The sequence below is a fragment of the Gilvimarinus chinensis DSM 19667 genome (assembly GCF_000377745.1).
Classification (GTDB): Bacteria; Pseudomonadota; Gammaproteobacteria; order Pseudomonadales; family Cellvibrionaceae; genus Gilvimarinus; species Gilvimarinus chinensis.
In genome coordinates this window covers 150,144-174,828 of record NZ_KB898709.1, presented here as the reverse complement: position 1 = coordinate 174,828, position 24,685 = coordinate 150,144, and the positions used below count along the sequence as shown (strand labels likewise).

21 protein-coding genes are annotated in these 24,685 nt (G+C 52.0%); 18 read left to right on the top strand and 3 right to left on the bottom strand.

The window, feature by feature from the left end; all coding sequences use genetic code 11:
* Nucleotides 1–111: 111 nt before the first annotated feature.
* Nucleotides 112–2,142 (top strand): PKD domain-containing protein, encoded by a 2,031-nt coding sequence (locus tag D568_RS0112285; RefSeq protein ID WP_211211686.1) that lies wholly within the window; start codon nucleotides 112–114, stop codon nucleotides 2,140–2,142.
* 16 nt (nucleotides 2,143–2,158) lie between these two features.
* Here the strand turns inward: D568_RS0112285 and D568_RS0112280 are convergent, their stop codons facing one another.
* On the bottom strand, nucleotides 2,159–3,181 hold the full coding sequence (locus D568_RS0112280) for a sulfite exporter TauE/SafE family protein (RefSeq protein ID WP_020209904.1): 1,023 nt from the start codon (nucleotides 3,179–3,181) through the stop codon (nucleotides 2,159–2,161).
* Between the two features lie 516 nt (nucleotides 3,182–3,697).
* On the opposite strand from D568_RS0112280, the gene doeB2 reads away from it, so the two are divergent.
* From doeB2 to D568_RS0112245, 7 genes are all read left to right on the top strand, one after another.
* The gene (gene doeB2, locus D568_RS0112275) at nucleotides 3,698–4,858 is read left to right on the top strand and encodes a N(2)-acetyl-L-2,4-diaminobutanoate deacetylase DoeB2 (protein WP_020209903.1); all 1,161 of its coding nucleotides are present in this window, start codon (nucleotides 3,698–3,700) and stop codon (nucleotides 4,856–4,858) included.
* A gap of 48 nt (nucleotides 4,859–4,906) precedes the next feature.
* The gene (locus D568_RS0112270; protein ID WP_020209902.1) at nucleotides 4,907–6,178 is read left to right on the top strand and encodes an aspartate aminotransferase family protein; all 1,272 of its coding nucleotides are present in this window, start codon (nucleotides 4,907–4,909) and stop codon (nucleotides 6,176–6,178) included.
* Complete coding sequence (gene doeA / locus D568_RS0112265; protein ID WP_020209901.1) at nucleotides 6,178–7,446, top strand: ectoine hydrolase; 1,269 nt, start codon at nucleotides 6,178–6,180, stop codon at nucleotides 7,444–7,446. The genes D568_RS0112270 and doeA overlap by 1 nt, the downstream gene beginning before the upstream one ends.
* Nucleotides 7,447–7,454: 8 nt before the next feature.
* Nucleotides 7,455–8,816: an NAD-dependent succinate-semialdehyde dehydrogenase gene (locus D568_RS0112260; protein ID WP_020209900.1), complete on the top strand. Its 1,362-nt coding sequence runs from the start codon at nucleotides 7,455–7,457 to the stop codon at nucleotides 8,814–8,816.
* Between the two features lie 185 nt (nucleotides 8,817–9,001).
* Nucleotides 9,002–10,477, top strand: a complete 1,476-nt coding sequence (locus tag D568_RS0112255; RefSeq protein WP_020209899.1) for a glycoside hydrolase 5 family protein — start codon at nucleotides 9,002–9,004, stop codon at nucleotides 10,475–10,477.
* Between the two features lie 51 nt (nucleotides 10,478–10,528).
* Nucleotides 10,529–10,957 (top strand): hypothetical protein, encoded by a 429-nt coding sequence (locus D568_RS0112250; protein ID WP_020209898.1) that lies wholly within the window; start codon nucleotides 10,529–10,531, stop codon nucleotides 10,955–10,957.
* A gap of 99 nt (nucleotides 10,958–11,056) precedes the next feature.
* Nucleotides 11,057–12,244: a class I SAM-dependent rRNA methyltransferase gene (locus D568_RS0112245; protein ID WP_020209897.1), complete on the top strand. Its 1,188-nt coding sequence runs from the start codon at nucleotides 11,057–11,059 to the stop codon at nucleotides 12,242–12,244.
* On the opposite strand, the gene D568_RS0112240 is transcribed toward D568_RS0112245, so the two are convergent.
* Nucleotides 12,212–13,258, bottom strand: a complete 1,047-nt coding sequence (locus D568_RS0112240) for an imelysin family protein (protein WP_020209896.1) — start codon at nucleotides 13,256–13,258, stop codon at nucleotides 12,212–12,214. The two genes, D568_RS0112245 and D568_RS0112240, sit on opposite strands and share 33 nt — an antisense overlap.
* 6 nt (nucleotides 13,259–13,264) lie before the next feature.
* Nucleotides 13,265–13,921 (bottom strand): histidinol-phosphatase, encoded by a 657-nt coding sequence (locus D568_RS0112235; protein ID WP_020209895.1) that lies wholly within the window; start codon nucleotides 13,919–13,921, stop codon nucleotides 13,265–13,267.
* 208 nt (nucleotides 13,922–14,129) lie between these two features.
* Between D568_RS0112235 and D568_RS0112230 the strand changes: the two genes are divergently transcribed.
* The 10 genes from D568_RS0112230 to D568_RS20065 all read left to right on the top strand — a co-directional run bounded on the left by D568_RS0112230 (nucleotide 14,130) and on the right by D568_RS20065 (nucleotide 24,604).
* The gene (locus tag D568_RS0112230) at nucleotides 14,130–14,627 is read left to right on the top strand and encodes an RNA pyrophosphohydrolase (protein WP_020209894.1); all 498 of its coding nucleotides are present in this window, start codon (nucleotides 14,130–14,132) and stop codon (nucleotides 14,625–14,627) included.
* 40 nt (nucleotides 14,628–14,667) lie between these two features.
* Nucleotides 14,668–16,932, top strand: coding sequence for a phosphoenolpyruvate--protein phosphotransferase (gene ptsP / locus D568_RS0112225; RefSeq protein ID WP_026287026.1), 2,265 nt, complete (start codon nucleotides 14,668–14,670; stop codon nucleotides 16,930–16,932).
* Nucleotides 16,933–16,999: 67 nt separating this feature from the next.
* Nucleotides 17,000–17,824 (top strand): prolipoprotein diacylglyceryl transferase, encoded by an 825-nt coding sequence (gene lgt, locus D568_RS0112220; RefSeq protein ID WP_020209892.1) that lies wholly within the window; start codon nucleotides 17,000–17,002, stop codon nucleotides 17,822–17,824.
* Complete coding sequence (locus D568_RS0112215; protein WP_020209891.1) at nucleotides 17,821–18,660, top strand: thymidylate synthase; 840 nt, start codon at nucleotides 17,821–17,823, stop codon at nucleotides 18,658–18,660. Before lgt ends, D568_RS0112215 begins: the two co-directional genes overlap by 4 nt.
* Before the next feature lie 783 nt (nucleotides 18,661–19,443).
* Nucleotides 19,444–20,226 (top strand): DUF3450 domain-containing protein, encoded by a 783-nt coding sequence (locus D568_RS0112210; RefSeq protein WP_020209890.1) that lies wholly within the window; start codon nucleotides 19,444–19,446, stop codon nucleotides 20,224–20,226.
* Nucleotides 20,223–21,599, top strand: a complete 1,377-nt coding sequence (locus tag D568_RS0112205; protein WP_020209889.1) for a MotA/TolQ/ExbB proton channel family protein — start codon at nucleotides 20,223–20,225, stop codon at nucleotides 21,597–21,599. Before D568_RS0112210 ends, D568_RS0112205 begins: the two co-directional genes overlap by 4 nt.
* A 10-nt stretch (nucleotides 21,600–21,609) precedes the next feature.
* Nucleotides 21,610–22,137, top strand: coding sequence for a MotA/TolQ/ExbB proton channel family protein (locus D568_RS0112200; RefSeq protein WP_020209888.1), 528 nt, complete (start codon nucleotides 21,610–21,612; stop codon nucleotides 22,135–22,137).
* A 40-nt stretch (nucleotides 22,138–22,177) separates the two neighbouring features.
* The gene (locus tag D568_RS0112195) at nucleotides 22,178–22,582 is read left to right on the top strand and encodes an ExbD/TolR family protein (RefSeq protein ID WP_020209887.1); all 405 of its coding nucleotides are present in this window, start codon (nucleotides 22,178–22,180) and stop codon (nucleotides 22,580–22,582) included.
* A gap of 6 nt (nucleotides 22,583–22,588) precedes the next feature.
* The gene (locus tag D568_RS0112190; protein ID WP_020209886.1) at nucleotides 22,589–23,209 is read left to right on the top strand and encodes an energy transducer TonB; all 621 of its coding nucleotides are present in this window, start codon (nucleotides 22,589–22,591) and stop codon (nucleotides 23,207–23,209) included.
* 12 nt (nucleotides 23,210–23,221) lie between these two features.
* Nucleotides 23,222–24,604: a tetratricopeptide repeat protein gene (locus D568_RS20065; RefSeq protein ID WP_020209885.1), complete on the top strand. Its 1,383-nt coding sequence runs from the start codon at nucleotides 23,222–23,224 to the stop codon at nucleotides 24,602–24,604.
* Nucleotides 24,605–24,685 lie beyond the last annotated feature (81 nt).

Below are 24,685 nucleotides of genomic sequence, written 5' to 3'. Positions count from 1 at the left end.
GTGCTTGTGAAATCCATGGTTTTATGTGTAGGTTATTGAAAGTAAAGGGTTATTTCCTTTGGTATGGTTTCTGCTTTAGCCCGCACAATACAAGCAAAACGGAAAACGCGTATGAGTAATGTACACCACCCTTTATCAAAACGGACGTTGCTGGCGACATGCGTATTGGCCTTGGGATTATCGGCCTGCGGTAGTGACAGCGATGATTCATCGAACTCAATTGCCTCATCCTCGAGCAGTTCTGTTATTAGTAGTTCCAGCAGTTCGGAGGAAAGTAGTGCGTCCTCATCTTCTTCGAGTTCGATGGGTGAAAACACGGCACCCGTAGTCGACGCCGGTGCTGATCAAACGGTAGCTGCTGGCGACACGGTTGATTTAATGGCCGACGCCCGAGATGTGGATGGTGACGTTACCTCATTGGTTTGGGAGCAGGTGTCAGGTCCGCGTGCGCCATTGTCAATAGTTGACCAGGGCTCCGGACATTATCGATTTGTCGCGCCAAATACGGGCGTGGACTCCACGGCGGTAATGCAATTTCGCTTAACGGTAGGCGATGATCAAGGTGCAGAAAGTTCTGACACTATGAGTGTCACTATTAATCGCGTAAACCAGACGCCGATTGTAAACGCGGGGAATCTGCGTACGGTATCGGACCGGGCGAGCGTAACTTTGGGGGCAACGGCTTATGACCCCGATGGAGAAATTGTTCATTATCAGTGGCAGCAGGTGGACGGTCCTGCGGTGCAGTTAGAGGCTGCGAATGAAAAAACGGCGCGCTTTGAGGTGCCAGATTCGGAGCAGGAGCAGCGCTTTCGTTTTAGCTTGCGGGTAGAGGATGATGAAGGAGCCGCTGCAAGCGATACCGTTACAATTGTCGCCACGAGCGCGGATGTCCCAGTGGTAAATCTTGAGTTTCCTCCTGCGCAGGGTGCCTACTCCTCTACCGACATTGATGTATTTGGCAAAGTGTCGGTTGCCGATGAATCTGAGCTGACAAAAGTAACCGTTGATGCTGGTGTGACGCCAGTAGAGGCAACACTTGGTGCCGACGGTCATTGGCGCGCCAGCGATGTTATGTTGCCAGAAGGTGCTGCCAGCGCTCGGCTTATGGTGTCTGCGTACGACAATATGGGCCGTGTAGGTTATTCCGAATCGGTTCTTGCATTGTCGCCATCTGCGCGTGCTGGCGGTGGAGAGCTGTGGGTGCAAACCACCGCAATGGTACTTGCTCCGAACGGGGCAGAGGCGTGGGTGTTGGCCAGCGGTACACAGGCGTCGGATCTCAAGCTCATTTCGATCGACTTGGCCAGCGGGTATCGCTCAGCCAATATTACAGATTTTTCTGACGTGGCTGAGGGCGATACGGCAACAACGTTTACCGATATTATTTATGACGCTGAACAAGAGCTGTTTTATTTGAGCGGCTGGTCCGAGACGGAGACACAAGACCCGGACACAGGAGAAACCTTTACGGAAATTCAGGGGAAGCTGGTTACTGTGTCACGGGCAAATGGTCAACGACAGCCACTGCATTTAACCCTTAATGATGAGAATGCGCTGGTGGGGCCACAGGGGTTGTACTTACACTCAGACAGAAATCTCTACATCGCAGATGAGTATGCCGGACGTGTGGTAAGGCTTCAGTTGGACACGCAGGAAACGCAGCTGGTCTCTGATGCCTCTACGCCGGGTGAGCCTGTGACTACCCCTACTCATGTTTCATGGGATGAAAATAGGCAGCGTCTGCTGGCGACACAAAGTCTTTCCAGTGCGGTCGATCTGCTGGGGATTGATGTGACTCAGTTGCCCGCTTATGCAGAAATTTTGTCGCCGGGGGACTCTGTATCGTTCGGCCCCAAGCCGCTTGAAACATCAGTCGCTTTGGACGTCGATACTCCTAACAATCGTGCTTTTGTTCTAACCAGTACAGCGGATGATATTACCGCTGTAGATTTAGCTACTGGCGAGCGTAGCGTGTTAGTTGAAGATGTTGACCCGCGCGGAGCCGCTTCCAAGGATATGGTATTTCAAAGTGAAAGCGGCCTGGTGTATGTGGTTGGCGGCGATGATTATTACCAGAGGCTGCAAGTGGTCGATACAGTAACTGGAGATAAGGTATTGCTGAGCAGTAGCCGTTTTTAAATGCGGCGCACACCGATTAACGATCGGTGTGCGCCTTTATTTGTGCCGCTGTTACAAGTTTGATACCCCAGCTGCGCAGTTTTTCGAAGCCAGCTAAACATAATAGTACAGCGGCAATTGCCGCCCCAATTCCCCAAACGCCTAGCGCTTCTTGTTCTGCGAAGCAAGTCCAGATGAACTGCCCAACACATAAAGTAGCGACGACCAATAACGTCGGTTTGCGGCCAATCAAATCCACAATAAATACGCCCAAGGGGGCGCCAAGTGCTACCACCGGTGCAGCGGCTAGCCAGTTGTCGTAAACACCCGGTTGCCAGCTGTCAGTGGCGCTTTTTAGAATCACTCCGTATACCGAGTTAAAGGCCATAATGACAACCGATGTGGGAATGGCGATCTTTAAATCCGCGCGGCACAGCAGTACCAAAGCGGCATAAATCACCATATCAATACCCACGCCGGTTACTGCAACGGCCAGTGCGCTGGCGGTAAGCCCTAAACTAAAACCGACTTTTAAATCCCAGGTTTCGTCAAAATCGGTCATGCCTGTATGACTGGCAATTTCACCGATCCGGTAGAGATGGAGCAGCCCAAAGCTACCCCAGAGCACAGCAAAAGCGACTTTTATCCATAAGTCCGCAAACAGGGGGGCGAGAAAAAAAATCCCTATTGGTGTGCCGATGAGGGCACCTGCGGTGGCCCCCTTAAGCAAAGACCAAGCGAGCGGTTGGCGCCGTGCAAAAATGAAAATGCTGGCGCTAACCATGCCGACCGACTGCACCGCAAAGCTGAAGTCACGCCCCAGGCTCGCGGGCAGATCGAAAAACAGAACCAGCACCGGAAACCCTACTGTGCCCCCTCCCATAGGCGTGGAGCCTGCCGCGTAGCTTCCTATCGCCATAGCGAGGGCAATGGGCCAGTGGGCCTTGGCTGCTTCCCAGGCACCGTCCTCCTGAATTAACCACACCCAGGCTACATAAAATAGAGCAAGCCATAAAAACCAAACCCATAAATGGGGTCTGGGCTGCGGTTTAATAGACATAATGGGGGGACTCCGGTATGCGTTACTGACTCTAAATCGCGAGCTATCATACGTTATATTGGCCCCTAGACCCAGATGAGCTTGGGCGGCGCGAGTATAAAGGTATAGCGCCAAGCGATTGAACGGTACTGTAAGTCGGTAGTGGCTGTTAACTGTGGTAAAACCGTGAATGAGTGCTGGCAAAAGGCCTGCGGGGAAATTAAATACGGGGTGAATAAAATAGCCCCCCAAATTTCACAAAAATGTCGCAAAGTCGTTTCGATGCGGTCACAAGGCTTATGCTTTTTACAAAGGCTAGATTCAAGAAAAATAGAGAGCCCACTCTGTGAATTTTTCAAATTCCTGCACGGTTTGCGCTTTTTCGGGGCGCATTTTTTCGGTTTGCCTTCTCTTTGCTCTATTTTTGTGATCTTAAGTGTTGTAAACCCTCGATTTACTCATTGGAACAACCCTTGCGTAGCGTCTAGTATCAGAGAGAAATCACTGATACCTATTCCTTGTTTTACTTGAGGGCTTATGACGCAGTACTGGCAGCAACTGATGAGTGAGGCGCAGCGCATACGTCGGCAACTTCACAGCCAACCCGAGCTTGGCTGGCAAGAAGTGAGTACGGCGAAAACCATTCGCCAGCAGCTAGACAAGCTATCTATTCCCTGGAGTGCTTGTGCAAAAACAGGCACCTTGGCCAGACTAAACCCGGATGGCAAAGGTGAACACCTTGCACTGCGTGGTGATATCGATGCGCTTCCCATCCTTGAGCAAACGGATAAACCTTGGCAGTCGAGTCAGCCCGGTTGTATGCATGCTTGTGGGCACGACGGCCACACGGCCGCCTTACTGGCCAGCGCGGCGTGGCTTAAACGCGTTGAAGCGAGATTGCCCGGCCCCGTAACACTGATCTTTCAGCCCGCCGAAGAGGGTGGCCATGGCGCCCGCGAAATGATTAACGACGGCGCGTTGGAAGGGGTAAGCCGTATTTACGGCTGGCACAATTGGCCGGCGATCGAATTTGGCAAATTGCTTTGCCCCGACGGTATTGTCATGTGCGGTAATGGCACGTTTGAAATTGAGCTACACGGCGTGGGCGGCCACGCCAGTCAGCCAGAGCTTTGCCGCGATCCGGTGCTCGCTGCAAGCGCGGTTGTACAAGCACTGCAACAAATTGTCAGCCGCCGCTTGGCACCGCAACAGGCTACCGTAGTCAGTGTTACGTCCATCAACGCACCCAGCGCGGCAACCGTTATTCCCGCCAAGGCGACGATTGGGGGCAGCATTCGCGTTTCGGATGAAATTGCGCGCGATCAAGTCAACCAGCTTATTCAAAGTATTAGCTCGCAGGTGTCGGCCAGTTACGGCGTTGAGTGTGAAGTCAATATTTTCCCGCGTTACCACGTGACGATAAATCATGCCGAGCCTGCCGCGGCTATGCGCAGCGCCTGGGCGCAGCTTTACGGCACCGACGCTCTCGACAGTTTAAGCCGCGTGCCCATTATGGCCTCGGAAGATTTCAGCTATTACCTGCGCGAGATACCCGGTGCCTTCGCTTTGATTGGGGCTGATGATGGTAATGCTCATCACCACCCCTGTCACAGTCCTTACTACGATTTTAATGACCGACTGCTAGAGCCTGTAACCCGACTTTACAGTCAACTAGTAGGCGCTCCACTGCCCGATTAACGACAGCAAAATACAGCTAACGCTACCCGCGTGACTAAGGAGAAAGTTATGAGTATTTTCGAACAGCGTGAATCAGAAATTCGTGGTTACTGCCGCGTTTATCCGGTGATTTTCGATACCGCGAGTAACGCCAGGCAAACGGACAGCGATGGCAAAGAATACATTGATTTTTTTGCTGGTGCTGGTGTGCTTAATTTCGGGCACAACAATGAGCGAATGAAAAAAGCGGTGATTGATTACATTCAAAACGACGGTGTGACTCATCATTTGGATATGCACAGTACAGCCAAAGAAAAGTTTATGCAGGCGTTTACCCGCGTGGTGTTAGAGCCGCGCAATATGCCGCACAAAATGCAATTTATGGGGCCCACCGGAACCAATGCCGTTGAGGCTGCGTTAAAAATTGCACGCCGCGCAACCGGGCGCACTGAAATTGTTGCGTTTACTCACGGTTTTCACGGTATGACCTTGGGTGCACTTGCCTGCACGGCGAACCAAGCGTTTCGTGGCGCGGCGGGCGTACCGCTTAATCATGTGTCGCACTTTGCTTTTGGCGCTGACAAACACACCAGCGATAATCCATTGAGTGATGGCAAAACCGTGATTGATGAGCTGCGCGCACTTTATAAAGACGGCTCCAGTGGAATTTTACCTCCGGCGGCTTTTTTGGTCGAAACCATTCAAGCAGAGGGCGGCGTGAATGTGGCCGATAAGCAGTGGCTGCAAGATCTACAGGCACTGGCGAAAGAAGTGGGTGCGTTATTGATCGTAGACGATATTCAAGTGGGGTGTGGTCGTACGGGTTCATTCTTCAGTTTTGACGATTGCGATATAGATCCAGACGTTATTTGCCTGGCAAAAGGCATCGGCGGCTGGGGCACACCCTTGGCGTTAAATTTGGTGAAGCCCGAGGTGGATAAACATTGGAAGCCTGGTGAGCACACGGGCACGTTTCGCGGCCAAGGTTTGAGTTTTGTGGCGGGTACCGAAGCGATCAGTTATTTCGAAGACGAGAATTTTTTGCAAGAGGTGGTGAGCAAAGGCGAGAAAATGCTCTCGATGATTGCGCCTTTGGAAAAAACCTTTGCGGATGTTCAGGTTCGAGGCAAGGGCATGATTTACGGGCTTGATGTCGGTTCGGGTGAGCGTGCTAAAGAAATTGTCAGCGCTTGCTTTGCCGATGGCTTGTTGGTGTCTGCCTGTGGCTCTGGTGGCCGAGTGGTGAAGTTAATACCGCCGCTAACCATACCCGATAGCGACTTAGAGGAAGGGTTGAAAACCCTGATTCACCATACGCAAAAAGTGATGGAGGCCGCCTAATGATTCAACGCGATGATATGACGTTTCCCTTTGAGGAATACGAGCGCCGTTTGGGCGAGCTACGCACCCGCATTGCTGAGCGCCATCTGGACGCCGTGGTGATTACCGACCCTGAAAACATTATGTATCTAACGGATTATCAAACCACTGGTTATTCGTTTTTTCAGGCATTGGTGGTGCCGCTGGAACAAGAGCCTTTTATGATTACGCGGGCCATGGAAGAGTCCAATATTTTTGCCCGCACCTGGGTGGAGCGCACGCGTCCGTATCCGGACACCGGTGGCGCCATTCAAATGCTGGTTGACGCATTGCGCGAGTTTGGTCTTTCTAATAAGCGTATCGGTTACGAGCGTAATAGCTATTTCTTTCCTGCCTATCAGCAAGACTTTATTCACACAACCTTAACCGAAGGTAAGCTGCTGGATTGTTTCGGTATTGTAGAGGAAGGACGCATACAAAAATCTCCGCTTGAGATCGACATTATGCGCAAAGCCGCTGTGGCTACTGAAAAAGGGATGCAAGCTGGCATTGAGGCATGCATGGCGGGCGCTACCGAAAATGAAATTGGCGCGGCCATCAGTGCCGGTATGTTTCGCGCCGGCGGTGAGCCACCAGCGGTCATGCCTTACGTGACCTCAGGGCCGCGCACCATGATTGGCCATGCGACCTGGGAAGGACGTACCGTGCAGCCTGGCGAACATGTGTTTCTTGAGGTGGGCGGTTGTTATCGGCGCTACCATACTGCCATGATGCGCACGGTGGTGCTCGGTGATTTAACGGACTCCATGTACAAAGCGCAGGAAAAAATGAAGCAGGCATTGAGTGTAGTGCACGATTATTTTCAACCGGGTATGACGGTTTCCGATGCCGATAATTTAATCCGTAATATTATTTCTGATAACGATGTGGGCGCGCGTTTAATTACCCGCTCTGGCTATGCTATTGGTATCGCATTTCCGCCCAGTTGGGACGAAGGCTATATGGTCAGTCTCAAGCAGGGTGAGTCCACGGTATTAAAAGAGGGCATGACTTTTCATATTATTCCCTGGATGTGGGGTGTGGATGGCGATAAAACCTGTGGCATTTCTGACACCATTCATATTACCTCCGAGGGATGTGAATCTTTCTTTACCATGGACAGAGATTTTACCGTGAAAGCTGATCAAGGCGCGGGTATCGCCAAGCTGGATGAACATCGGGGCAAGGCGGCCAAAGCAGAAAAAAAAGCCAAGCAGGCTCAGGCTGAAGACGTTGAAAGTCAATCCTAGGAGGCATTATGTTAACGGCAAATAATCCTTATACCGGAGAAAAAATTGCAGAGTATCCATCGCTCAGCGAGCAGGAAATGTCGCAACGTATTGCCGATGCAAAAGCGGCGTTTCCCGCGTGGCGTGATACGGGCTTTGCTGGCCGGGCTAAAGTGCTTAATGCGGTGGCTGCTGAACTGCGCAAGCGCAAGGATCATCTGGCAACACTCATGGCGCAAGAGATGGGCAAGCCGATCAAAGAAGGTGGGCCAGAGGTTGAGAAGGCCGCTTGGTGCGCTGAGTTTTATGCGCAAAATGCCGAGCGCTTTTTGCAAAGTGATGTTATTGAGTCGGACGCATCCCGCAGTTACGTTCGCTATCAGCCGCTTGGTGCGTTATTAGGCATTCTGCCGTGGAATGCGCCGCTATGGTTGGCTTTTCGGTATTTAGCCCCGGCGTTGATGGTGGGTAACACCTGTGTCATGAAGCATGACCCGAATGTGCCTGCTTGTGCTCAAGCCATTGCCGAGGCTTTCGCCGCTGCCGGCGCGCCGGAAAATATTATGGTGAACTTGCCCATCGCTACTGACTTAGCCGAGGCTGCTATTCGGCACCCCGATATCTCTGCGGTTTCTTTTACCGGCTCGGCGAATGCTGGCGCAAAAGTGGCTTCTGTCGCGGGCAGTGAAATTAAGCACTGCGTGTTAGAACTGGGTGGGTCCGACCCGTGTATCGTGCTGGCCGATGCGGATTTGGCCGCCGCGGCTGACACGGCGGTTTTATCGCGGATCATCAATGCCGGGCAGTCCTGTATTGCGGCAAAACGCATATTGGTGGAAAAGTCCATTTACAGCGAGTTCACTGTGATGGTGGAAGAGCGGTTGGCGAAGCTGACCATGGGCGATCCGCAGCTGACCGATACTGACATTGGCCCAATTGCCCGCGAAGACTTACGGCAAAACCTGCATCGCCAGGTAAGCGATTCCATAGCCAAAGGCGCCAGCTGCCTGTTGGGCGGAGAGCTGCCGGCGGGCGAAGGGTATTTTTATCCCCCCACACTGCTTGCTGATGTGCACCCGGAAATGCCTGCGTTTTGCGAGGAAACCTTTGGCCCGGTGATGGCATTGACATCTGTAGCCGATATTGACGAAGCGCTGGCGCTTGCCAATCAAACCGAGTACGGCTTGGGGGCTGCTATCTGGACGGCTCAGGTCGATAAGGCCGAAAAGTGGGCAGAGCAAATCGACACTGGGCAGGTGGCCATAAACGGTATTGTCAAAACAGACCCCCGGCTGCCGAGCGGTGGGGTCAAACGCTCAGGTTTTGGCCGGGAACTCGGCCCCCACGGTATTCGCGAATTCGTCAACGCTAAACAGGTTTGGGTTAAATAAACGGTAAACCATTAGCGGGGTGGGTAATGGGTTGTTTTGTCGCCCGCTATCGCGCCCCGTAAGCTATACTCCAGTCTCGGTGTAACGGGTTACATTTTAATAAAAAGCTGCTAAGCTTGCCCCGTTTTGATAACAACGCTCATAACAACGAATGCGTTATTTTCGCTTAGAAACACTGGTGCCCTATGAATTTACTGCAGCGTCTTTCCCTTTCTGCTCTGTCTTTGTTCTGTGCTCAAGCCCTCGCCTTTGACGAATTTATAACCCGTGACGGTCACCGCTTAATGGAGGGGGATCAGGAATTTCGCTTTGCCGGAATTCACGCCCCCGAGCTGCACCGAATTGAGGATGACGCGCGTGGGGTTTGCGAGGCCGACCCGCGAGGTTGGGGGCAGTATTTTCGCTGGCCCACGGCCGATGAGCAGGAAAACTGGATTAAAGCGCTGGTGAAAAGTGGCCACAAAGCGATGCGTGTGTATGTGCTGTCGGTAGAGACTCCCTACGATGAAGCCTGCGGCCGAGAGACTCACATTCTTGCGCCCGCAGATAAGGGCGGTATGCCCCGCTTAAATGAAGCCGCCATGGTGCACTATGACCGTATGATCGCGCTGTCGGAAAAACACGGCCTGCGTTTGATTTTACCGTTTATCGACCACTGGAAATGGTGGGGTGGCCGTGAACAGCTGGCGGCATTTTACGATGAAACCGCTGACGATTTTTACGATACCAACAGTAAAACCTTCGCCGCTTATCACCATGTTATTCGCCAGGTGATTAACCGTACCAACACCATTACCGGCCGCAAGTACCGCGACGAAAAAGCGATTTTGGCCTGGGAGACGGGTAACGAGCTGAAAGAATCTACCGAGCCTTTCGTGCGCAAGACGGCTGCGTTAATTAAAGCACTGGATGACAATCATTTGGTGGTTGATGGCACCTACTTAAAGATCAATCAGTTCTCACTGACCGATCCGAACGTAGACATTATTTCCAACCATTTCTACACCACCAACAACAATAATTCACCCGAGCAGGTGCATAAAGACCTGCAGGAAATCAACGCACAGAAGGTGTATTTGATCGGTGAGTTTGGTTTGCGTGATGCCGAGGGATTAAACAGCATTATGCAGGCGGCTGTGCATGCCGAGTACAAAGGAGCACGTGCTGCGGGTGCCTTTATTTGGGGGTTCCGCGGGCATCGCCACAACGGTGGTTTCTACTGGCACAAAGAGTATACCGGCCATTACAGCTATCACCTGCCCGGTTTTCCAGAGGGCGAGCCCAATGAAGAGCAAGCGGTGGTGGACTTGGTGCGCAAAGCCCAGGCACAAATGGCGGGCCTGGAGGCGGTGCCTGCGTTACCCGCCCCGGAGGCGCCTATACTGCGCGCTATTGTCGATCCGCGTGAGCGCATTAACTTTATGGGCGCGCCACTGGGTCGCTTCTACCGTGTAGAGCGCGCCATTTCTCAAGATGGTCCTTGGCAGGTCGTGGCCGATAACGTTTCAGATGGTGTGCAGGAGTATCGCCCGCAGCAGCAGGCCATATTTAAAGACACCTCTGACCTTACGCCAGGGCAGATGTATTTTTATCGGGTGATTGCTCGCAATGAAAGCGGGGAGTCTGCGCCCTCTAATGTTCGCCAAGTGGTTTTGCCTTAATTCTGGCACATCGATAGACTAGACCGCCTGAATAAATACTCGGGCGGTTGTATGGATGACCTAGGCATAAAAAAGATTTTCATCGGTGTGCTGGTGCTGGCGGCGCTACTTTCTGGTTGTTCCAGTACGCCTTCCTACGGTAACTTGCCTGAAACGCTGAGTGTGCGGATTCTGCCTAACGCCAGCAAACAGTTTATCTACCGTGTTGGCCTCACCCCAGAAATGGATCGCAAGGCGAATATTCGTCGTGGGCCCAGCCGTCCCCCAGGTGAGCGTGATTACGAAAAGCTCAAAGCGCGGGCAGGCTTTGTGGTTGCAGCCACCGGTTATTGTCGTGACGGATTTCTGAAGCTGGACTATCGCCTCAGTAATTATGTGCAGTGGCTTCGTGGTGAATGCCGCGATGGCGCCTCGGCAGAAGATATGCAAGCCTTTGGTGATAAGACCAGCTTGCCCTTAAATAACCTGCCAGAAGAATAACCGCCAGCTTACAAGTTCATTCAGAATGCCGTGTTGTTGCGCTCAGGACCGATCGTGGCATTGCGCTATAATGCCGTTCATTTCGCCGGAGTGCTTTTCATGTCATTAGCCAGTCTTTACCTAAAACCACAGATGGATCGCCGTCTAAAACGTGGCCATCTTTGGATTTACAGCAATGAAGTGGATGTAAAACGCACCCCGCTCAAGGTGCTTGAGTCCGGCACCCAGGTTCAGGTGTACAGTGCCAAAGAGCAATTGCTGGGTGTGGCGCAGGTGAATCCAGCTAATTTGATTTGCGCCCGACTTATCAGTCGCGACGCCCAGCCGCTGGCTTATGATCTGCTTTACCATCGTTTAGCGCTTGCGCTGCAGTTGCGCCAAGCGGCTTTTGCCGAGCCTTACTATCGGCTGGTGTTTGGTGACAGCGATTGGCTGCCAGGCTTGGTGGTGGACAGGTTTGGTGACTATCTGGTGGTGCAGATCGCCAGCGCCGGAATGGAACAATTAAAAGAGCCTTTAGTGCAGGCGTTGGTCGACTTACTGAGTCCGCGTGGGGTGTTGCTTGCCAACGATCACAGTGCTCGTGAGCTTGAAGGGTTGGCACGCTATACCGAGGTTGTCCACGGTGAGGTGCCCGCCGAGGTAGAGCTGATAGAAAACGGCGCGCGATTTTTGGCACCCGTACAAACCGGGCAGAAAACCGGTTGGTTTTACGATCACCGTATGGGGCGTGCGTTGTTAAATAACTGGGCGCAGGGGCAACGCGTTCTGGATGTGTTTTCCTACATCGGCGGCTGGGGCATTGAAGCCGCTGTTGCGGGGGCCCGCGACGTTGTCTGTGTTGATGCATCGCAAAGCGCGACCGATCAGGTAATGCGTAATGCCGCACTGAATAACGTCGAGGACAAAGTCAGTGTGCAAACCGGTAAGGCGATTGATGTCTTAAAGCAACTGATCGCGAACGGTGAAAAATTCGATGTCGTCGTATTGGACCCACCCGCGTTTATCAAAAAACGCAAAGACCAAAAAGCGGGCGAGGCGGCCTACCGGCACATCAATGAGCTGGGCTTAAAGCTGCTCAACGACGGCGGTTTATTGGTGTCTGCTTCTTGCTCAATGCATTTAGCGGAAGACACGTTAATGGACATTGTACGCGGCAGCGCTCGCAAATTAGGGCGTGATGCACGAGTGATTGCGCGCCAGGGGCAGGGCGCAGATCACCCTGTTCACCCGGCTATTGCCGAGACGTGTTACCTAAAGGCGGTGTTTGCCCGGGTTTTTGCGTAGTACCTCCAGCGAAGCCTCGGTATCTAAGGGCGCGCCAGACTTAATGTTGGCCAGTTGCAGCTCAATACTGTCATAGAGCGTTTTATCGCTCGTACTAAGTTCGGCTTCAGCTTGCAGCGTAGCCTCTAGATAGCGGTTTAGACCGATCAGCGTGGCGGTTGTGTTCTGGCATTGCTGCTTGGCGAATGCGCAGTCCTGCGGTGCGGCATCTTCCAGCCTTGCCGCAATAGCCTCTCTCCATAGCATGAGTTGTCCTAACGGAGGCAAAGTGAAATAGGCACGGCTGATGTTTGAGCTTGTGTCTATCCAGTTGGTCTTTACGGCTTTGATATGGTCACATAAAAGTGTCGAGGTTAGCTTGAGTAAGTTCCGTCTACGGTTGTGCGGTCTTTGTTGAGCGCTTAGAGAGTCGGTACCTTGCAGCTCAGCTACAAAATCGGTGGCTTGGCGTTCGCCCTTTTCACCGAATAATAAAAACTCCACAACATACATGCCGAGCAGGGCTTCGCTGTCATCGGTCAGCTGATGTTGCTCAAGCAGGGTTGTGCGATTGATCGGTGTGGAGAAATCGTGCACCAGGCCGCTGTAGGGATAGCCGACGATGGCGTCAATAAATCCCGGGGCGATGGGCTGGCTTTCAGTGAGTTGCAACAGGGCGTCTAACTCTGCGAATAAGTCTGGGCTGACTATTGCGAAGGCCGTTGCCGCAGAGTTTTTCTGCATGCCTTCTTGGAGCTTGAGCCATGTATCTTGTGCGTCCATCAGAGTCTGCGCGCTAGGGCTTTGCAAAAGTGTGCTGACAGCTTGTTGCTGGCTTATGCAAAGTTGCTGATTACTGTGCCAGTTCTCGGCCGCCGTTTGCCAAAGCTTATTACCAAGCTCAGTGGCGGCTGTGCTCGTGTGTTCAGCGCCCGATGCTTTGATGGCAGCGGCATCAGGGGGTGCTGGGGGTGCTTCCTGTCTGTTACAACCCGCACAAACTGCGATGAGTGCAAGAAGAAAAAATACGCGCACAGGCGGTTAACTCCGTAAATCCAGCACGGGCCACTGATTTTCTGAGGCAATGTTGAGCAATGGCTCGTCGGGGTTAACCGCGACCGGGAAGCTGACTTGCTTCAGTAATGGCAGGTCGTTGATTGAGTCGCTATAAAAGTAGCTGCCTTGTAAAGTGTGGTCAGAGTTCTTAAGCCATTGGTTTAAGTTGGTGACTTTGCCATCTGCAAAACAGGGTGTACCTACATAACCGCCGGTATACGAGCCATTATGTATCTCGGGGTCGGTCGCAAGAATCTCATCCACCCCAAGTAACTCGGCGATGGGGCGAGTAATAAAGCCATTCGTGGCAGTAATAATAAGAAGATAGTCGCCGCGCTCACGGTGTTTTTGAAGCAGCTCGGTGGCTGCGGGCAGCAGAATGGGCTTAATGGCCTTTTCAAGATAGCGTTGATGGATCGCCCGCCACTCGGCCAGGGTGCGGCTAGGCAGAGGCGAGAGCGCGAACCGAAGGTAAGCGTCAATATCAAGTTGAGCGGCCTTGTAGTCTTCGTAAAATTTATCGTTTTGGTGGCGGTATTCGGTTTCGTCTACCAGTCTTTCTGATATAAGAAACTCTCCCCATAAGTGGTCGCTGTCGCCGGCAATAAGGGTGTTGTCCAGGTCGAAAATGGCCAGTGCCACGGCTGCCTCCGCAAAAAAGTGTGTAGCATAGCGCCGGCCCGGTAAGCTCGCCAGTCTTATGCTCGACATTTGCTATAGTGTTTTGCACTTCGCAGATATTAATAAAAGAGCGAATTGCTGAGCCCGTAGGTTTTGTGGAACAATGCGGAGGGTTTTCTCTGTGTCCCCACACCGAGGCTAAGTACAGAATATATAACGGGAATTCAACGTGATAGATGCCGATGGCTTTCGCCCCAATGTGGGAATTATGCTCAGTAATGATCAGGGCCAATTACTATGGGCCCGGCGCGTAGGTGGTCAGGATGCCTGGCAATTTCCCCAGGGAGGGATCAATCCCCAAGAAACCGCAGAGCAAGCCTTGTACCGCGAACTGGGAGAAGAAGTTGGGTTAACCGAGGATGATGTGGATATCTTGGGTTGTACCCGCGGCTGGTTGAGATACCGATTACCTCAACGCCTGATCCGTCAGCATTCACAGCCTGTGTGTATAGGGCAGAAGCAAAAATGGTTTTTATTACGCCTAAAGTCTGATGAAAATAAAGTGTGCCTGGAGAACGGCGGGCGCGCAGAGTTCGATGACTGGCGCTGGGTAAGCTACTGGTACCCTTTGGGTAAGGTAGTGGCGTTCAAGCGTGATGTTTATCGCCGGGCGCTGAAAGAGTTGGCAGCGACACACTGCCAGTTGGAGCGCACCGCTGCGCGTTAGCCGGTGGTGCGATAAGGGTTGAAAACGGTTAATGGCCTCTATGCTTAATTCTTTGCGCAGTATTGTTCAGGAAGTGAATTCCGCCCGTGATCTGCACAAGGCGTTGGCCATTATTGTCACTCGGGTTAAGCAGGCCATGCACACGCAGGTGTGCTCGGTGTATTTACGCGATTCTGCCGGTGATTATGTGCTGATGGCCACCGAAGGTCTTCAGCAGGCGGCGGTAGGGCAGGTAAGGCTGGCCCGTGGCGAGGGGTTGGTGGGGCGAGTGGTATCGCGTGAAGAGCCCGTCAACCTTGAAGATGCTGAATCGCACCCGTCTTATCAATATTTTCCTGAAACCGGTGAAGAGCGCTACAGTTCTTTTCTCGGTGTGCCAATCATCCACCATCGGCAGGTGCTTGGGGTGTTAGTGGTGCAGCAAGTTGAGCGACGGCGCTTTGATGAAGGCGATGAAGCCTTCCTCGTCACTATGTCGGCTCAGTTGGCCGGTGTGATTGCTCACGCCGAGGCTACCGGCACCATGGTTGCTATTGGTAACACTGCTGCGCAAGCGAAGTTCTCCGGTGTCTCGGGCGCCCCGGGCATTGCTATCGGTGAAGCGGTCGTCGTAGCACCTCTTGCGGATTTAAAGTCTGTACCCTATCGCTCCTGCGATGATGTCGATGCCGAAATAGAGTTTTTCCAGCGTTGCCTGATGGCGGTGCGTGAAGACATCAAGGGTCTGGGGCGGCAACTCGAAGAGCGGTTGAACCGAGAAGAGCGGGCGTTATTTGATGCCTACCTTGCCATGTTGGACGATGCCTCTTTGGGTGGCGAAGTCATTGCAAAAATTCGAGAGGGTACCTGCGCTCCCTATGCCTGGAGTGAGGTGATTCTAGAGCATGAGAATACGTTCGCCAGTATGAGCGATGCGTATCTTCGTGAGCGCGCCACCGATGTGCGCGACTTGGGGCGCCGCGTGCTGGCGTATTTGCAGGAGTCGAATCAACAGTGTCAAGTTTACCCCGACCAAACAATTCTTATTGGCGATGATTTAACTGCTTCTATGCTTGGGGAGGTGCCTGAGCATAAGCTGGCGGGTTTGATTTCGGTACAAGGCTCAAGTAACTCTCACGTTGCCATCTTGGCCAGGGCAATGGGTATCCCTACGGTGATGGGGGCCGTGGACTTGCCCTACACACGTATGGATGGCCGCCCAGTCATTGTCGATGGCTATAAAGGGACTGTTTATAGTGATCCTGGGCCGCAGTTAACCAAGCATTACAGTGCTATTGCCCGTGAAGAGGAAGAGTTGGTCAAGGGGCTTGAAGCCCTGAAGGACCTACCCTGTGAAACGCTCGATAAGTACCGTTTGCCGCTATGGGTGAATACGGGCCTGATGACTGATGTGGTTCGCTCATTAGAGCGCGGTGCTGAGGGGGTGGGTTTATACCGTACCGAAGTGCCCTTCTTACTGCGCGATCGATTTCCTTCCGAGGAAGAGCAACGCATTATCTACCGCGAGCAGCTGGAAGCTTTTGCTCCGCACACTGTCACTATGCGTACACTCGATATTGGTGGTGATAAGGCCTTACCTTACTTTCCCATCGAAGAGGCTAACCCGTTTTTGGGTTGGCGTGGTATTCGGGTGACCCTGGATCATCCCGAGATATTTCTCGCGCAAATTCGCGCCATGATTAAGGCCAGCAGTGGTCTGGATAATTTGCGGATTCTACTTCCAATGATCAGCGGCGTGCAGGAATTAGAAGAAGCAAAAACGCTTATCTACCGCGCGTATCATGAGCTATTGGAAGAGGATTATGATGTTAAGCTGCCGCCGCTGGGGGTGATGATCGAAGTGCCGGCTGCTGTTTACCAGGCCCGAGAGCTCGCCGCTCGGGTGGATTTTCTGTCGGTAGGCAGTAACGACCTGACTCAATATTTATTGGCGGTTGACCGTAATAACGCCAGGGTTGCTGATTTGTACCAGGCCTTCCACCCCGCCGTGTTACGCGCTTTGCAGCAGGTGGTACAGGATGGCCATTCGCAAGGGGTCAGTGTGGGGATATGCGGGGAGCTCGCTGGGGATCCCGGTGCTGCAATTATTCTTTTGGCGATGGGCTATGACGTTCTGTCCATGAATGCAACGAACTTGCCCAAGGTGAAGTCGGTCATTCGTGCGCTTAATCTTCCGCAGGCCGAAGCCTTGCTTGATGACGTGATGGGGCTGTCTGATGCGGCGGATGTTCGGGCAAGAATCGATCAAACCCTGCAGGAGGCTGGAGTGACTCGAGTGGTGCGGCCTCTTTCCGACACCGAGTAGCGGCGCGGTTTTACCTTGAACGTGCCGGTGTTATGATTGCCCGCACTTTTTTACTGGCGCTCGCTTTATGTTGACCCACCCAGATTTTGACCCCGTTGCGTTATCTTTAGGTCCGTTACAGGTGCACTGGTACGGCATTATGTACTTGTTTGCTTTTGCCTCTGCTTGGTTTATTGCCATGCGGCGGTCTAAGCGAGAGGACTCGCCGGTGACCAAGGCCCAAGTTGAAAACTTGATTACTTACGGTGCGTTCGGCGTAGTATTGGGGGGCCGCGTGGGCTACGTGGTGTTTTACAATTTCGAAGCCTGGATGCGCGACCCGATGCTGCTGTTTCGTATCTGGGAGGGCGGTATGTCTTTCCATGGAGGGTTGATCGGCGTATTACTTGCCATGTTGTTTTATGCTCACAGGATCCACATCCCTTACTTCCGTTTAACCGATTTCGTAGCGCCGATAGTGCCTTTGGGGTTGGCGTTTGGGCGTCTCGGCAATTTTATCGGTCAGGAGCTGTGGGGGCGTCCTACCGAGGGGCCTTGGGCCATGGTTTTCCCGAAAGACCCGGACCTGCTGCCACGCCACCCTTCGCAGCTATACCAGTTTGCGATGGAGGGGGTGTTGCTATTCAGTCTCGTTTACTGGTTCTCACGCAAACCGCGTCCGACCGGCGCCGTTAGCGGTGTGTTTTTGATCGGTTACGCCTGTTTCAGAATTATTGCTGAGTTTGCCCGCGAGCCAGATCAGCACATTCAATTTGATTTATACGGTTGGGTAACTCGGGGACAGCTGCTGTCGCTGCCGATGTTATTGCTGGGCGTTGCCATGGTTATCTACGCTTACGCGCTGCCTAAGCTTGCCCCTCAAAGTGACTCCCCGGAGCAGAAAAAAATATGAAGCAGTATTTGGATCTAATGCGTGATGTGGTGGATAACGGCACAGACCGTGGCGATCGCACCGGTACCGGCACTCGCTCGGTTTTTGGTCGCCAGTTGCGCTTTGATTTGCAACAGGGATTTCCGCTGGTCACCACTAAAAAGGTCCACTTAAAAAGTGTGATTGTTGAGTTGCTGTGGTTTTTGCAAGGGCGAACGGACGTTCAATGGTTGCAAGAGCGCGGTTGCCGAATCTGGAACGAGTGGGCGACACAAGACGGTGATCTAGGGCCTGTGTATGGTAAACAGTGGCGTAGCTGGGCTTGCCCAGACGGCTCGACGGTCGATCAAATCAGTCAGGTGATTGAACAAATAAAAACCAAGCCCAGCTCCCGGCGCTTAATCGTCAGTGCCTGGAACCCCTCAGACTTGCCGGATGAATCGGTTAGCCCGCAAGAGAATGTGAAGGCTGGGCGCATGGCTTTAGCGGCCTGCCATACCTTATTTCAATTCTACGTGGCGGACGGCAAGCTTTCTTGCCAGTTGTATCAACGCAGTGCGGATTTGTTTTTGGGGGTGCCTTTTAATATTGCCAGTTACGCGCTGCTCACTCATATGATTGCGCAGCAGTGTGATCTTGATGTGGGTGATTTTGTGCACACCTTTGGTGATTGCCACCTTTATCATGATCATTTAACCGACGATATTGTGTTTGAGCAATTGGCTCGCGAGCCGAGAGCTTTGCCCCAATTGCAAATTGCCCGTAGGCCTGCATCGATTTTTGATTATGAGCTAGAAGATTTTCATTTCGATGGCTATGACCCTCATGCGCGGATTACGGCACCCATATCCGTTTGATCGGGGGGGTAACGAAGCTGAGGGGGTGGTTGTTAATCACGCTGTTAGGTGGTGGCCAGATCATCAGGAGTATCCGACGCTCGAATTTTAATAGCGTGTTTACAATACTTTAGGTGCGCCATTTAGGGTAAGCCCAGTATCATGAAGTGCAAGCTGAGTTTGATGGTCGCCCTGTGTAGGCACATATTAAAGTAAGTTGGGGCTACCAAGGGTGTCCTTTCAAAGTGTGCTTCTGGTGCTCACGGTAAATATTCCGTACTGAACACGCAAACCGCATCCAGGCTCTGGGTGTGGCCGAGGGTGAATAGGGCTATCGCTCGCCGCTTGTTACAGAAAACAGGAATTTATATAACAAAGGTGGGCAAGTGACAGAGGGTGCTCGTTCACGGCCGTCTTGATCTGTCGACATAGGAATGGCGGGATGTATCCCGGCAGCCAGATGAGGTGGGTACTCCGCTATCTCATCGGTTTTCGATACTGGAGTAGTTTACTGACGCTGAATCTTAATAATCTTATTGTATAAGTTTGGCGTAAGTTATCGCTTGGTGCTGGTTGAAAAACAACCAGGTGTTACCGGTTCTGATGGTTTTCACGGTTAAGTGTTACCCGTTTGCTACCCAAATACACAGGCATTCAGGCATTTGGATAAAGCATTGAATGTAGAGGAACCCTCTTATTACAATGCTGCGTTCTTGGCTGCCTCGAAAGAGGTTCAGTGGATATGCGTCTGTGGCAGCAGTCTGTCGCACAAATCTGATTGAAAGCACCCGAGTTGGGGGAAATATGAAAAAGCAGCGAATGAAAGCCGTGGCTCTGTCCACAGTGCTTTCTGCCGGAGCGCTCATGGGCAGCGCGGTGATGGCAGATGAAACCCTGGATCAAATTCTCCAGGTAAGCCAGGCCAAAACAACCTTGGCTCAGGATTCCCAGAAACGTATAGATCGCTTGTCTCAGGAGACTGATGATCTGCTGGTTCAGTTCAAGCAGGTGAATAAGCAGATTGAAGATATCCGTCTGTATAACAGCCAGTTGGAAAAGCAAATTGCCAATCAGCTTGCTGTAATTAAGGATCTAGACGAATCCATCGAAAACGTCACTGTAATTGAGCGTCGTATTCAGCCTCTCGTGCTGCGTATGCTGGATGCTCTGGAACAGTTCGTAGAGCTGGACAAGCCTTTCAAGTTAGAAGAGCGTTTGGATCGTATCGCCATGTTGCGTAACAACCAAGAGCGCGCTGATATCTCCGTTGCCGAGAAGTTCCGTCAAGTTCTCGAAGCCTACAAAATCGAGAGCGAATACGGCCGTTTCATTGAAGCGTACCGCGACACTCTGAACATCGGTGGCCAGGATCGTGAAGTGAACATCCTGCGTGTTGGTCGCGTTTCGTTGATGTATCAAACAACCGATACCGAACAGTCTGGTGCTTGGGATTCTACTCAAGGTGCGTGGGTTGAGCTGGATGATTCCTACCGTAACCAGATTCTGAAAGGCCTGCGTATTGCACGTAACCAGGCGTCGAAAGACATTATGTTTGTACCTGTCCAAGCACCGGAGGCAGCGCAATGAAAATGAAGTTTGCCAAAAGCTGCCTGGTAGCCGTAGCTGCCGGCCTGTTAAGCACAAGTGTAGCCGTGGCGCAGGAAGACAAGGCTGCCAGCCTTGACGAGCTGTTGAACATGGTTAAAGAGTCACGCATTCAGGAATCTGCCGAGCACAAGCAGCGCGAGCAACAGTTCCAGCGTGAAAAGAACAATCAAGCATCATTGCTGAAACAAGCGCAAAACACGCTTGCTTCTGAAGAAGCTCGCTCAGAGCGCCTTGAGCAAACCTACGCCGATCAAGAGCTTGAAGTTGAAGCGAAACGCAAGCAGTTCAACGAGCGCTTGGGTTCATTGCGTGAGCTGTTTGGTCACCTGACCTCTACCGCTGGCGATCTGCGCTCAACTCTGAGCACTTCTTTGATCTCTGCTCAGTACCCTAATCGCGGTGAGTTCCTGACTGGCCTGATCGATAAAATGAACAGCAACACTCGTTTGCCTTCGATCGAAGAAATCGAGCGTCTGTGGTACGAGCAACAGCGTCAGATGGTTGAAAGCGGTAAAGTTGTTAAGTTCAACGGCACTGTTATCAAGCCAAACGGCGACAAAGTTGACCAAGAAGTGGTTCGTATCGGTTCTTACAACCTGGTATCAGAAGGTAAGTACCTGAACTACATCGCTGATGGTTACAAAATGGAAGAGCTGACCCGTCAGCCTGAAGCTTTCTTGGGTGCTGCTCAAGAGTTGCAGAACGCTTCTGGCGGTCTGGTAGGTGTTGGTCTTGACCCCACAGGTCCTACCGGCGGTTCGCTGCTGAACGCTTTGATCGACAGCCCTACCTGGGGTGAGCGCTGGCATCAAGGTGGGGGTGTAGGTTACGCCATTACTATTGTCGGTATTATCGGTCTGATTATCGGTCTGTGGCGCATCATTTACCTGACTCTGGTTAACGCCAAGGTAAGCAGCCAGTTGAAGTCTAAGAAAGCCAACACCAACAACCCACTGGGTCGTGTGTTGAAAGTGGCCGAAGACAACCCGCATGTGGACGGTGAAACTCTGGAGCTGAAGCTGGAAGAAGCCGTGCTGAAAGAGCGCCCTGCCATTGAGAGCGGTCTGGCTATTCTGAAGATTATCGCGGCGGTTGCGCCTCTGATGGGTCTGTTGGGTACCGTTGTGGGTATGATTCTGACCTTCCAGGCAATCACCATCTTCGGTGCTGGTGATCCCAAAAACATGGCCAGTGGTATTTCCTCTGCCTTGATTACTACTGTACTGGGTCTGGTAGTTGCCATTCCTACCGTACTGCTGCACACCATTGTAAATGGCCGTGCCAAGCGCGTAATCCACGTTCTTGAAGAACAATCGGCCGGCATTATTGCCGAGAACGCCGAGCGTAAGTAGGAGATAAAGCATGCTGGCATTAATGGAAGCAATCGCAGCCATTAAAGCCTTTTTGGATCAGGGCGGTACCGTATTGTTATGGATCGCCGCCCTTACCTTTGTCATGTGGACCCTGATTTTCGAGCGGGTGTGGTATTTCAAAGGCGGTCTGAAGGGCGATGTACAAGAGGCCTTAGACGCTTGGGAGGCGCGCTCTGAGCGCAAATCCTGGAATGCTCACCAGATTCGTTACGCACTGATTTCGCGCGTCGAGCAGAAGGTTAATACCAATATGGACATGATCGCCACCATGGTGAGCCTGTGTCCTCTGCTCGGTCTGCTCGGTACCGTTACCGGTATGATTGAAGTGTTTAACGTTCTCGCTATGACCGGCGGCGGCGATGCCAAGCAAATGGCTGGCGGTGTCTCAAAAGCAACTATCCCGACTATGGCGGGTATGGTTGCGGCACTGTCTGGTGTATTTGCCAATACGTATCTGACCCGTACTGCCGAGCGTGAGAATCAGCTGTTTGCCGACCATTTGACAATGGATCATTAAGGCTGGCACGTCGTATTAACCCAGTTATAAGAGATATGCCATGAGCAGTAGAAACCAATCTGAAGATGAACAGACCGGTGCCATCGATCTGACTCCCATGCTCGATGTGGTATTCATCATGTTGATCTTCTTCATTGTAACTGCCACGTTCATTAAAGAGACCGGGGTGGAAGTGACTCGGCCGGAAGCAACCACTGCTGACGAAAAGAAAAACGCCAGTATTTTGATTGCGATCACCGACTCCGATGAAATCTGGATTGATAAAAACCAGGTGGATCCCCGTGGGGTGCGGGCGCAAATTGAGCGTCTGCTTGCTGAAAATCCAAACGGCAGTGTTGTTATTCAAGCGGACTCCGAAGCCAGTGTGAAATTACTGGCAGAAGTGGCCGATACCGCTCGACAATTGAGTGTGAGTAACGTTGCTGTTTCAACAGTGAAGAACTAAGCCGCTATGAAACTTGCAAGAGTATTAATTGCTGTCGTGCTGGCGGTGGTTATCACCTTTGGTCTGCTGTATCTGATGCAGTTTTTGATCAACTCCGATCTCCAGGCTGAAGATCAGCCTGAGACTACCCGCATTGAAGATATTCACATGCCGGAAATGGAGATTGAAACCCGCTACGAAACAGCAAAGCCTGATAAGCCTGAAACGCCACAAGAGCCACCACCGGACATTCCGGAGCCTGACTTTGAAGCGCCGGATGTAAACCCGGAAGGTATGAACATGCAGGCACCCGATCTGGGGTCTGATATTCAAATCAGTACTTCTGGCCTGGGTGGTGATGGTGAGTATCTGCCCATTGTGAAGGTGGCGCCGCAGTACCCACGTCGCGCAGCTCAGCGCGGTGTCGAGGGGTTTGTGACCGTAGAATTTACAGTGACCACCACGGGTGCAACCCGCGACGTAGTTGTGATTGAGGCGATTACCAAAGATGGCGACGAAACCTCCATCTTTAACCGCGCCGCGATTCGAGCTGCGGAGAAGTTTAAATACAAGCCGCGCGTCGTTGACGGAAACCCGATTGAGGTTCCCGGTGTACGCAACCGCTTCGTGTTTGAACTGGCACAGTAATAGGTGATGAAAATGAAGACGTTAAAATCAGTAATTTCAGCCACCTTGCAAAAGTCTGTTGGTGTTGCGGTACTTGCTGCCGCACCCGTCTTGACCATGGTATCGGTTGATGCGATGGCCGTAGATGGCATTGCGCCGGCTAATGCCGCGTATCTGAAACCTGCCGAGCAGCGTCCAGATCCGCGTCGTTTACCCGGTTTGCCTCAAGACTTTATTAAAGACTATTCGGAAATCACCTCGACCATGGAGCCTTCTGAAGAGCAAGTCGCTGATGGTGCGAAAGCCGACCCGGCTAAAGCTTTTCAGATGGCAAAAGAAATGGAGCGTGAAGCAGGCGATTTGAACCCATACGCTAAGGCTATGCTTTATCAGGTATTGGGTCAGCTTTACTACGAGCGTGAAGACATGCCTAACACCATTAAGTATTTTGAAATGGTGGTTGCGCAGAGTCCGAATTTGCCTGTTGGTACCGAAGCGCAGTTCTACTACTTCCTGGGACAGCTTTACGCTCAAGAAGAGAACGAAAAAAAAGCGGTTGAGTATTTAGAGCGCTGGTCAAAAATGGTGACCATGATCTCTGCGACTCAGTATTCGACTTTGGCGCAGATTTACTACGGTGCCGAGCAGCATGAAAAAGCTTTGGCTAATATGCTGCAAGCGATCGAAATGTACGAAGCCGAAGGTAAAATGCCGCGTGAAGAATGGCTGAGCTTTTTGCGTGCACTTTACTTCTACAAAGAAGACTTTAACTCTACTTTAGCGGTGGTTCAGGAGTTAGTTCGCATCTACCCTAAAATGAGCTATTGGTCGCAAATGGCGAGCTTGTACTACGAGTTGGGGCAGCTGGAAAACTATTATCGCACCATGGATTCCATGTATGTGATGGGTGGTTTGAAAAAAGAAAACGAGCTGAAAAGTCTTGCGGGTCACTTTATTGAAAATGACGCCCCCTATAAGGCGGCGAAAATTCTCGATAAGGGTATCAACACAGATAAAATTGTTGATCCTACGGCTACCAACCTGGAGCTGTTAGCGAACTCTTGGCGTCTGTCGCAAGAAACCGATAAAGCGCTGGTTGAAATGAAACGCGCCGCGGCTAAAGCCGAAGATGGCGATCTTTATTTCAATTTATCCCGCTTATTGTTTGCGCGAGATGACTTCGAGGCCTCTGTTTCTGCCGCACGCAATGCGCTGAAAAAGGGTGGTTTGAGTCGCCCTGATTCGGTCCATCTGACTATTGGTCAGGCGGAATTGGCGCAGGGTAATTTTGATGAGGCGATTGAGGCCTTTACCAAAGCTTCTCGTGACAAGCGCAGCCAAAAATTTGCCAGCCAGTGGATTAATTACGCTGAAGGTGAAAAGAAACGCCAGGAAGCTTTAAAAAGTGATGGCTAACGCTTTTTAAGATCGGTAAGACAAAAAACGGCGGGTACTTCACCCGCCGTTTTTTTGTCTGGCAATAGGTGTTTCTTAGGG

Bases quoted from the DNA above. Each gene is read 5' to 3' on its own strand.
- D568_RS0112215 (WP_020209891.1), top strand. From the start codon at position 17,821: ATGAAGCAGTATTTGGATCTAATGCGTGATGTGGTGGATAACGGCACA.
- lgt (WP_020209892.1), top strand. From the start codon at position 17,000: ATGTTGACCCACCCAGATTTTGACCCCGTTGCGTTATCTTTAGGTCCG.
- D568_RS0112250 (WP_020209898.1), top strand. From the start codon at position 10,529: ATGGATGACCTAGGCATAAAAAAGATTTTCATCGGTGTGCTGGTGCTG.
- D568_RS0112255 (WP_020209899.1), top strand. From the start codon at position 9,002: ATGAATTTACTGCAGCGTCTTTCCCTTTCTGCTCTGTCTTTGTTCTGT.
- D568_RS20065 (WP_020209885.1), top strand. From the start codon at position 23,222: ATGAAGACGTTAAAATCAGTAATTTCAGCCACCTTGCAAAAGTCTGTT.
- D568_RS0112285 (WP_211211686.1), top strand. From the start codon at position 112: ATGAGTAATGTACACCACCCTTTATCAAAACGGACGTTGCTGGCGACA.
- D568_RS0112270 (WP_020209902.1), top strand. From the start codon at position 4,907: ATGAGTATTTTCGAACAGCGTGAATCAGAAATTCGTGGTTACTGCCGC.
- ptsP (WP_026287026.1), top strand. From the start codon at position 14,668: ATGCTTAATTCTTTGCGCAGTATTGTTCAGGAAGTGAATTCCGCCCGT.
- D568_RS0112195 (WP_020209887.1), top strand. From the start codon at position 22,178: ATGAGCAGTAGAAACCAATCTGAAGATGAACAGACCGGTGCCATCGAT.
- D568_RS0112205 (WP_020209889.1), top strand. From the start codon at position 20,223: ATGAAAATGAAGTTTGCCAAAAGCTGCCTGGTAGCCGTAGCTGCCGGC.
- doeB2 (WP_020209903.1), top strand. From the start codon at position 3,698: ATGACGCAGTACTGGCAGCAACTGATGAGTGAGGCGCAGCGCATACGT.
- D568_RS0112245 (WP_020209897.1), top strand. From the start codon at position 11,057: ATGTCATTAGCCAGTCTTTACCTAAAACCACAGATGGATCGCCGTCTA.
- D568_RS0112280 (WP_020209904.1), bottom strand. From the start codon at position 3,181: ATGTCTATTAAACCGCAGCCCAGACCCCATTTATGGGTTTGGTTTTTA.
- doeA (WP_020209901.1), top strand. From the start codon at position 6,178: ATGATTCAACGCGATGATATGACGTTTCCCTTTGAGGAATACGAGCGC.
- D568_RS0112260 (WP_020209900.1), top strand. From the start codon at position 7,455: ATGTTAACGGCAAATAATCCTTATACCGGAGAAAAAATTGCAGAGTAT.
- D568_RS0112190 (WP_020209886.1), top strand. From the start codon at position 22,589: ATGAAACTTGCAAGAGTATTAATTGCTGTCGTGCTGGCGGTGGTTATC.
- D568_RS0112200 (WP_020209888.1), top strand. From the start codon at position 21,610: ATGCTGGCATTAATGGAAGCAATCGCAGCCATTAAAGCCTTTTTGGAT.
- D568_RS0112210 (WP_020209890.1), top strand. From the start codon at position 19,444: ATGAAAAAGCAGCGAATGAAAGCCGTGGCTCTGTCCACAGTGCTTTCT.